8 protein-coding genes and 1 pseudogene are annotated in these 6,915 nt (G+C 66.1%); 6 read left to right on the top strand and 3 right to left on the bottom strand.

What is annotated here, in order from left to right:
* A pseudogene (locus tag AC6RA4_RS22050) lies at positions 1 to 357 on the bottom strand (tRNA (N6-isopentenyl adenosine(37)-C2)-methylthiotransferase MiaB); the annotation flags it as partial.
* Between the two features lie 412 nt (positions 358 to 769).
* On the opposite strand from AC6RA4_RS22050, the gene AC6RA4_RS22045 reads away from it, so the two are divergent.
* Both AC6RA4_RS22045 and AC6RA4_RS22040 read left to right on the top strand, forming a co-directional pair.
* Positions 770 to 1,639 carry a hypothetical protein gene (locus AC6RA4_RS22045; RefSeq protein WP_500163963.1) on the top strand — a complete coding sequence of 290 codons (870 nt, stop codon included), beginning with the start codon at positions 770 to 772 and terminating at the stop codon, positions 1,637 to 1,639.
* Positions 1,630 to 2,130, top strand: a complete 501-nt coding sequence (locus tag AC6RA4_RS22040) for a GNAT family N-acetyltransferase (protein ID WP_500163961.1) — start codon at positions 1,630 to 1,632, stop codon at positions 2,128 to 2,130. Before AC6RA4_RS22045 ends, AC6RA4_RS22040 begins: the two co-directional genes overlap by 10 nt.
* Before the next feature lie 3 nt (positions 2,131 to 2,133).
* Here the strand turns inward: AC6RA4_RS22040 and AC6RA4_RS22035 are convergent, their stop codons facing one another.
* Both AC6RA4_RS22035 and irrA read right to left on the bottom strand, forming a co-directional pair.
* Positions 2,134 to 2,820 carry an FAD-binding oxidoreductase gene (locus AC6RA4_RS22035; RefSeq protein ID WP_500163959.1) on the bottom strand — a complete coding sequence of 229 codons (687 nt, stop codon included), beginning with the start codon at positions 2,818 to 2,820 and terminating at the stop codon, positions 2,134 to 2,136.
* A gap of 114 nt (positions 2,821 to 2,934) precedes the next feature.
* The gene (gene irrA, locus AC6RA4_RS22030) at positions 2,935 to 3,354 is read right to left on the bottom strand and encodes an iron response transcriptional regulator IrrA (RefSeq protein ID WP_500163957.1); all 420 of its coding nucleotides are present in this window, start codon (positions 3,352 to 3,354) and stop codon (positions 2,935 to 2,937) included.
* A 177-nt stretch (positions 3,355 to 3,531) separates the two neighbouring features.
* On the opposite strand from irrA, the gene fabA reads away from it, so the two are divergent.
* The 4 genes from fabA to hisH all read left to right on the top strand — a co-directional run bounded on the left by fabA (position 3,532) and on the right by hisH (position 6,807).
* A complete protein-coding gene (fabA, locus tag AC6RA4_RS22025; protein WP_222603675.1) occupies positions 3,532 to 4,041 on the top strand; it encodes a bifunctional 3-hydroxydecanoyl-ACP dehydratase/trans-2-decenoyl-ACP isomerase in 510 nt (169 codons plus the stop codon).
* A gap of 17 nt (positions 4,042 to 4,058) precedes the next feature.
* Positions 4,059 to 5,288: a beta-ketoacyl-ACP synthase I gene (fabB, locus tag AC6RA4_RS22020; RefSeq protein ID WP_500163955.1), complete on the top strand. Its 1,230-nt coding sequence runs from the start codon at positions 4,059 to 4,061 to the stop codon at positions 5,286 to 5,288.
* Positions 5,289 to 5,318: 30 nt separating this feature from the next.
* Positions 5,319 to 6,110, top strand: coding sequence for an enoyl-ACP reductase FabI (locus AC6RA4_RS22015; RefSeq protein WP_500163953.1), 792 nt, complete (start codon positions 5,319 to 5,321; stop codon positions 6,108 to 6,110).
* Between the two features lie 61 nt (positions 6,111 to 6,171).
* Positions 6,172 to 6,807: an imidazole glycerol phosphate synthase subunit HisH gene (gene hisH / locus AC6RA4_RS22010; RefSeq protein WP_500163951.1), complete on the top strand. Its 636-nt coding sequence runs from the start codon at positions 6,172 to 6,174 to the stop codon at positions 6,805 to 6,807.
* Positions 6,808 to 6,915 lie beyond the last annotated feature (108 nt).

The following is a 6,915-nucleotide window of genomic DNA, read 5'->3' as shown; positions in this document are numbered from 1 at the left end:
CGCCTTGGCCTCGAGCTCGGGCAGGCGGTGATAGCTCTGCGGACCGACCACCAGATCGACCATCGGCTGGCGGCGCATGATCTCTTCGCCCTCGGCCTGCGCCACGCAGCCCGCCACGCCGATCTTGAGATCCGGGCGCTCGGCCTTGAGCCCCTTGTAGCGGCCGAGTTCGGAATAGACCTTCTCCGCCGCCTTCTCGCGGATGTGGCAGGTGTTGAGCAGGATCATGTCGGCGTCGTCGGGGCTGTCGGTCTGGACATAGCCCTGCCCGCCCATGGCCTCGGCCATGCGCTCGCTGTCATAGACGTTCATCTGGCAGCCATAGGTCTTGATGAAGAGCTTCTTGGGCTGGGTCATGAGAGGGACTCCCGGTCGCGCGGTTCAAGGGCGCGCGGATAGCGCAAAACGGGCTGCGTGAAAAGGGTGTCGGCGTCCTCATGCGTGCATGGGCCCGGGACGACGGCGCGGATCCCGGTCGCCGCGCCCGGCCGCGCGCGCCGGCCTGCCTCCGGCGGGGATATTTTTGGCCAGAAGAAACAGGGGCGTGTCCCCCTTGCCTGTCCGGTACCGGAGCGTGGCCGACGCCTGAGGACCCACAATGGCGCGACGAAGCCCGAGAGAGCGGCCCATGTCAGGCTCGGCGCCCCTGTCTTCTCTGGTTTTCAAATACCTACTGGGGCCACATCGCCGCAGGAGACACGGTTCGGTTGCTTGCAAAGCCCCGCAAATTCACCAATCCTTGAGACCACATCCGGCAAAGAGACAGACGATGCATCACAACAGCCTGGCAGAGTTCATCGGCAGCGCGAAAACCGCGCTCGGCGCCGGGCCGGTGGCGATGGTGTTCTGCGAGGATGCGGTCGAGATCGACACCACGTTGCGCCACTGCCTGCAATCGGGCTTCAAATGCGTCATCGCCTTCATGTCCCCGCTGTTCGACATGGCACGGGATTTGCAGGACCGCGTGCACCGGATCGATTATGACCTGACCGCCGAGCGGGCGGTGCCCGAAGCGGTCGACGCGGTGGTCGCCGCCGGGCCGGGGCTCTGGATGTTCTACTGCTACAACGCCGAGTACCTGTTCTACCCCTATTGCGAGACCCGCTCGGTAAGCGAGATGCTCGCCTTCCACGCCGAGGAACGGCGCGACGCGATGCTCACCTACGTCATCGACCTCTATGCCGGCGATCTGCAGCGCTTCCCGAACGCCGTGTCGCTCGACGAGACCTTCCTCGACCGGTCGGGCTATTACGCCCAGGCCCGCAACGATCCGGCGCGGCACAACCACCCCAAGGACAGGCAGCTCGATTTCTTCGGCGGGCTGCGCTGGCGCTACGAGGAGCACGTGCCCGAGGAGCGGCGCAAGATCGACCGCATCGCCCTGTTCCGGGCCAAGCCGGGGTTGAAACTGCGCGACGACCACACCTTCTCGGACGAGGAGTACAACACCTATGCCTGCCCGTGGCACAACAACCTGACCGCGTCGCTGGTCTCGTTCCGCACCGCCAAGGCGCTGAAGCGCAACCCGGGCAGCACCTTCGACATCCGCGATTTCCGCTGGCACAACTCGACCGAGTTCGAATGGCACTCGCGCCAGTTGCTCGATCTCGGGCTGATGGAGCCGGGCCAGTGGTTCTGAGCACCCGGGCGCTCGGGCCCGAGGATGCGGCCGCCTGGACGGCGCTCTGCCTCGAGGCGGTCGAGAGCTATCCAGCCGCCTTCTGCAGCACGCCAGAGGAAGTGCAGGCGCTGACGCAAGAGACGGTGGCGAAGACCCTGTCCGAGGGCATGACGCTCGGCCTTCTCGACGACGACACGCTCTGCGGGATGGTGGGGCTGCGCCGCCTGCCCTTCGCGCGTGCCGCGCACCGGGTGGAGATCGGGGCCTTCTACATCCGCACGGCGCTGCACGGGTCCGGCGCCGCGGAACAGTTGCTCGGCGCGATCGTCGATCATGTGCGCCCGCTCGGGGTCTGGCAGCTCGAGCTTTGCGTGGCCGAGCGCAACGCCCGCGCCATCCGGTTCTACGAGCGCCACGGCTTCGTCAGGCACGGGCGGATGCCCAACACGGTGATCGGCCCCGAGGGACCCGAGACCGATCTCTTTTACACGCGCGATCTGAGGCCCTGAGCCTCAGTCGAACTCTTCCATGACGATGTCGCCCTCAGGCACGTCGATGGATTTCAGCGCCTCGGCGATATCGTCGAGCATCGCGTCGGGGCCGCAGATATAGCATTTGTCCTTGCCCGCTCTGACGTGCTCTTTCAGCAGCGCGGCGTCGATCTGGCCGCGGTGCAGCGGGCTGTCCTCTTCGTCGGTGACGATGAAGCAGGTCTTCAGTCCGGGCATCTTGTCGAAGGCGTCGCGCAGGATGATGTCGCGTTCCGCCTTATTCGAGAACACCAGCGTGTTGCCCTCGAGCGTGCCCTTGCTGGCAAGCTTCTCGCGCAGGATGGCGATGAACGGGGTCACGCCGGCGCCTCCGGCGATGAAGACGCCGTCGCCCTCGTCATGAATCGCTCCCCACGGATCCTCGACCAACACCGTGTCGCCGGGTTGCAGCTTGGCAACGCGCGCGGTCATGCCTTCGTGGCCTTCGGCCTCCTCCGGGTAGGATTTGATGACAAATTGCAGAGTCTCGTCGCCCGGCAGCGAGGTCATGGTGAACGGGTGTGCGCTGTCGCGCCAGCCGTCCTTGTCGAGCGCCATGTCGACCGCCTGCCCGGGGGCGTAGTCGAACCCCTCGGGGCGGTCGAAATCGAGCTGGTAGGTGTCGTGGGTGACCGGGGTGATGCTGCGAAGCGTGAGTGTGCGGGTCATGTGTCGTCTCCTTTTGCAGGATCAACGACGTCGCCCGAACCCGGGTTCCGATCACGAAACTGTCGGGCCGTATCTCTCAGAGAAGACGCACAATACCGCAGAAAGCGCGGGCGCTCAGCCGCGCTTGCGCAGGCGGATCACCACATCGACCGAGGCGATCTCGGCGCCATCGGGCGCATCGGGCAGACGGGCGATCACCATGTCCTCGGCGGGCGCGTCGGTCAGGTGACCGTCGTCTTCCCAGTAGAAATGCGGGTGATCGTGGGTGTTGGTATCGAAGTAGCTGCGGGTGCCGTCGACGGTGACTTCCTGCATCAAGCCGGCATCGCAGAACGCGCGCAGGGTGTTGTAGACCGTCGCCAACGACACGCTCTCGCCCTGCTCTTTCACCGCGGCGAAAAGGCTCTCGGCGGTGACGTGACGGTTCTTGCCGTCACCCACCAGAAGCGCCGCCAGCGCCAGGCGCTGCCGGGTCGGGCGCAGGTCTGCCTGCGCCAGCCAATCGGTGCTTCTCTGAACGGCCTCTGCTGTCATTGCCCTATCCGATACGTTCATCTGCCTGACATATATAAGGAGTCCGCAGGTGGAAATTCAAACGAAAATCTCTGCGCCGCATGACAGGCCAGCCCCGAGCGCAGGCTTGCATGCTGCGCTTTCACGGTGATAGAGGGTGCCCAACCTGAAACCCACGACATGAAGGGTCAGTCACCGATGGCCGACTATCCTACCAGCTTTGGCAAGGAAGACCTGCTGAAATGTTCCCGCGGCGAGCTGTTCGGCGAGGGCAATGCGCAGCTCCCTGCCCCGCCCATGCTCATGATGGACCGCATCACCGATATTTCGGCCGATGGCGGCGCGCATGGCAAGGGCCACGTGCTGGCAGAGTTCGACATCACCCCCGACCTGTGGTTCTTCGACTGCCACTTCCCCGGCAACCCGATCATGCCGGGCTGCCTCGGCCTCGACGGCCTGTGGCAGCTGACCGGCTTCAATCTGGGCTGGCGCGGATGGCAGGGCCGGGGCTATGCTCTGGGCGTGGGCGAAGTGAAACTCACCGGAATGGTGCGGCCGGATCGCAAGATGCTGACCTACAAGATCGATTTCACCAAGGCGATCCAGACTCGCCGCCTCACCATGGGTGTCGCGGACGGGATCGTGGAAGCCGATGGCGAAGTCATCTACCAGGTCAAGGACATGAAGGTCGCGCTCTCCGAGAGCTGACATAAGGGAGGTTTCCCATGCGCCGCGTCGTCGTCACCGGACTGGGCATCGTATCGTCCATCGGCACCAATGCCGAAGAAGTGCTCGCCTCGCTCAAGGCGGGCCGCTCGGGCATCACCGCCAACGAGCAGATGAAGGAACACGGGTTCCGCAGCCAGGTGGCCGGGGCCGTCGATCTCGACGTGTCCGAGCACGTGGACAAGCGCACACTGCGCTTCATGGGCCCGGGCGCGGCCTATGCCCATATCGCCATGACCCAGGCCATCGCCGATGCCGGGCTTGAAGAGTCCGACGTGGTCAACCCGCGCACCGGCCTGATCGCCGGCTCCGGCGGGCCGTCGACCTCGGCGCTGCTGACCGCGCACCAGACCGTGCTGAAGACCGGCGGCACCAAGCGCGTGGGCCCCTTCGCGGTGCCCAAGGCGATGTGCTCGACGGTGAGCGCGAACCTGTCGACCGCGTTCAAGATCAAGGGCATCAACTACTCGATCACCTCGGCCTGCTCGACCTCGCTGCACTGCATCGGCAGTGCCGCCGAGCAGATCATGATGGGCAAGCAGGACGTGATGTTCGCCGGCGGCGGCGAGGAGCTCGACTGGACGCTGTCCTGCCTGTTCGACGCCATGGGCGCGATGTCGTCCAAGTACAACGACACCCCCGAGAAGGCCTCGCGCGCCTTTGACGCAGGCCGCGACGGCTTCGTGATCTCCGGCGGCGGCGGCATCCTCGTGCTCGAGGAGCTCGAGCACGCCAAGGCCCGCGGCGCCAAGATCTATGCCGAGGTCACCGGCTTCGCCGCGACCTCCGACGGCCATGACATGGTCGCCCCCTCCGGCGAGGGCGGCGAGCGCGCCATGCGCGTCGCGCTCTCGACCCTGCCCGAGGACCGCAAGGTCGGCTACATCAACGCCCACGGCACCTCGACCCCGGTCGGCGATGTCGGCGAGATCGAGGCGGTGCGCCGGGTCTTCGGCGAGGGCCAGACCCCGCCGGTCTCCTCGACCAAGTCGATGACCGGTCACAGCCAGGGCGCCACCGGCGCGCAGGAGGCGATCTACTGCCTGCTGGCGCTCGAGCACGACTTCATCATCCCCTCGATCAACGTCGAGACCCTCGACCCGGCGCTGGCGCCGGCAGAGATCGCAACCTCGCTGGTCGAGAATGCCGGGCTCGATACGGTGATGACCAATTCCTTCGGCTTCGGCGGCACCAACGGCTCGATGCTTCTGAGCCGCTACCGGGACTGATTTTTCAGAAATAACAGCGGATTACGGAAAATGTCGGAGCTTCTGAAGGGCAAGCGCGGGCTGGTCATGGGAGTGGCGAATGACCGCTCCATCGCATGGGGCATCGCGCGCGCCCTGCACGAGGCGGGGGCGGAGCTGGCCTTCACCTACCAGGGCGACGCCTTCGGCAAGCGCCTGCAGCCGCTGGCAGAGAGCGTCGGCAGCGACCTGATGGTCGATGTCGACGTCACCGACGATGCCTCGCTCGACGCGGGCTTCGAAGCGCTGGCCGCGCGCTGGCCGACCATCGATTTCGTGGTCCATGCCATCGCGTTTTCGGACAAGTCCGAGCTGACGGGCCGCATCCTCAACACCTCGCGCAGCAACTTCCGCAACTCGCTGGATATCTCCTGCTACAGCTTCATCGAGGTGGCGCGCCGCGCCCACCCGCTGATGGTCGAGAACGGCGGCACGCTGCTCACGCTGACCTATGACGGCAGCCAGCGGGTGTTCCCCAACTACAACGTCATGGGCGTGGCCAAGGCAGCGCTCGAATCGGCGACCCGCTACCTCGCCAACGATCTCGGCCCCGAGGGCATCCGCGTGAACGCGATCTCGCCCGGCCCGATGAAGACCCTCGCCGGCGCGGCCATCGGCGGCGCGCGCAAGACCTACAAGTTCACCGAGCAGAACACGCCGCTGCGCTCCAACGCCACGCTCGAGGCGGTGGGCGGCACGGCGGTCTACCTGGTGTCGGATGCCGGTGCGTGCACCACCGGCGAGATCATTCGCGTCGATGGCGGCTACCACGTTCTGGGCATGCCGCAATACGACAACCTCTGAGCCGGCCGGGCGCACCGGCGCCCGCCCTCCCCGCCCCTCTGACCGGAAAGGACCGCACGAGATGCTGACGGCAATCATCGACTATGAAAGCGGCAACCTGCACTCGGCCGAGAAGGCGTTCCAGCGCATGGCCGCCGAGACCGGCGCCGGCGAGGTGGTGGTGACCACCGATCCCGAGACTGTGGCCAATGCCGACCGCATCGTGCTGCCCGGCGACGGCGCCTTCCCGGCCTGCGCCGCGGCGCTGCGCCGCTCGGGCTGCTTCCAGGCCATGGTCGAGGCGGTCGAAACCCGCGGCGTGCCGTTTCTCGGCATCTGCGTCGGCATGCAGCTGCTGGCCCGCAAGGGGCACGAATACGAGGAGACCGACGGGCTCGGCTGGATCGACGGCGAGGTCGCGCGCATCACGCCCTCCGATGCGTCGCTCAAGGTGCCGCATATGGGCTGGAACGACCTGGTGATCGACCACGCGCACCCGGTGCTCGATGGCATCTCCACCGGCGACCACGCCTATTTCGTGCATTCCTACCAGATGCGCATGGCCGATGCCGCGCAGCGCGTGGCTCACGTGGACTACGGCGGCGACGTCACCGCCATCGTCGCGCATGAGACCGTGATCGGTCTGCAGTTCCACCCGGAAAAAAGCGCCGCCACCGGCCTGCGGATGATCGCCAACTTCCTCGCCTGGCGCCCCTGACCCGGCCACATCGCCCGTGGCAGCCCCGGACGCCTCCGGCGGGAGTATTTTTGACGAAGAGAAGACAGGAGCGCTGCGCCCCTGCCTTCTCTGGTTTCAAAATACCTC

The organism is Salipiger sp. (genome assembly GCF_059781815.1).
This window is presented reverse-complemented; position numbering and strand designations above follow the sequence as displayed.

Excerpts from the sequence above, each read along its gene's own strand:
- irrA (WP_500163957.1), bottom strand. The coding sequence starts at position 3,354 with ATGACAGCAGAGGCCGTTCAGAGAAGCACCGATTGGCTGGCGCAGGCA.
- AC6RA4_RS22045 (WP_500163963.1), top strand. The coding sequence starts at position 770 with ATGCATCACAACAGCCTGGCAGAGTTCATCGGCAGCGCGAAAACCGCG.
- AC6RA4_RS22015 (WP_500163953.1), top strand. The coding sequence starts at position 5,319 with ATGTCGGAGCTTCTGAAGGGCAAGCGCGGGCTGGTCATGGGAGTGGCG.
- fabB (WP_500163955.1), top strand. The coding sequence starts at position 4,059 with ATGCGCCGCGTCGTCGTCACCGGACTGGGCATCGTATCGTCCATCGGC.
- hisH (WP_500163951.1), top strand. The coding sequence starts at position 6,172 with ATGCTGACGGCAATCATCGACTATGAAAGCGGCAACCTGCACTCGGCC.
- fabA (WP_222603675.1), top strand. The coding sequence starts at position 3,532 with ATGGCCGACTATCCTACCAGCTTTGGCAAGGAAGACCTGCTGAAATGT.
- AC6RA4_RS22035 (WP_500163959.1), bottom strand. The coding sequence starts at position 2,820 with ATGACCCGCACACTCACGCTTCGCAGCATCACCCCGGTCACCCACGAC.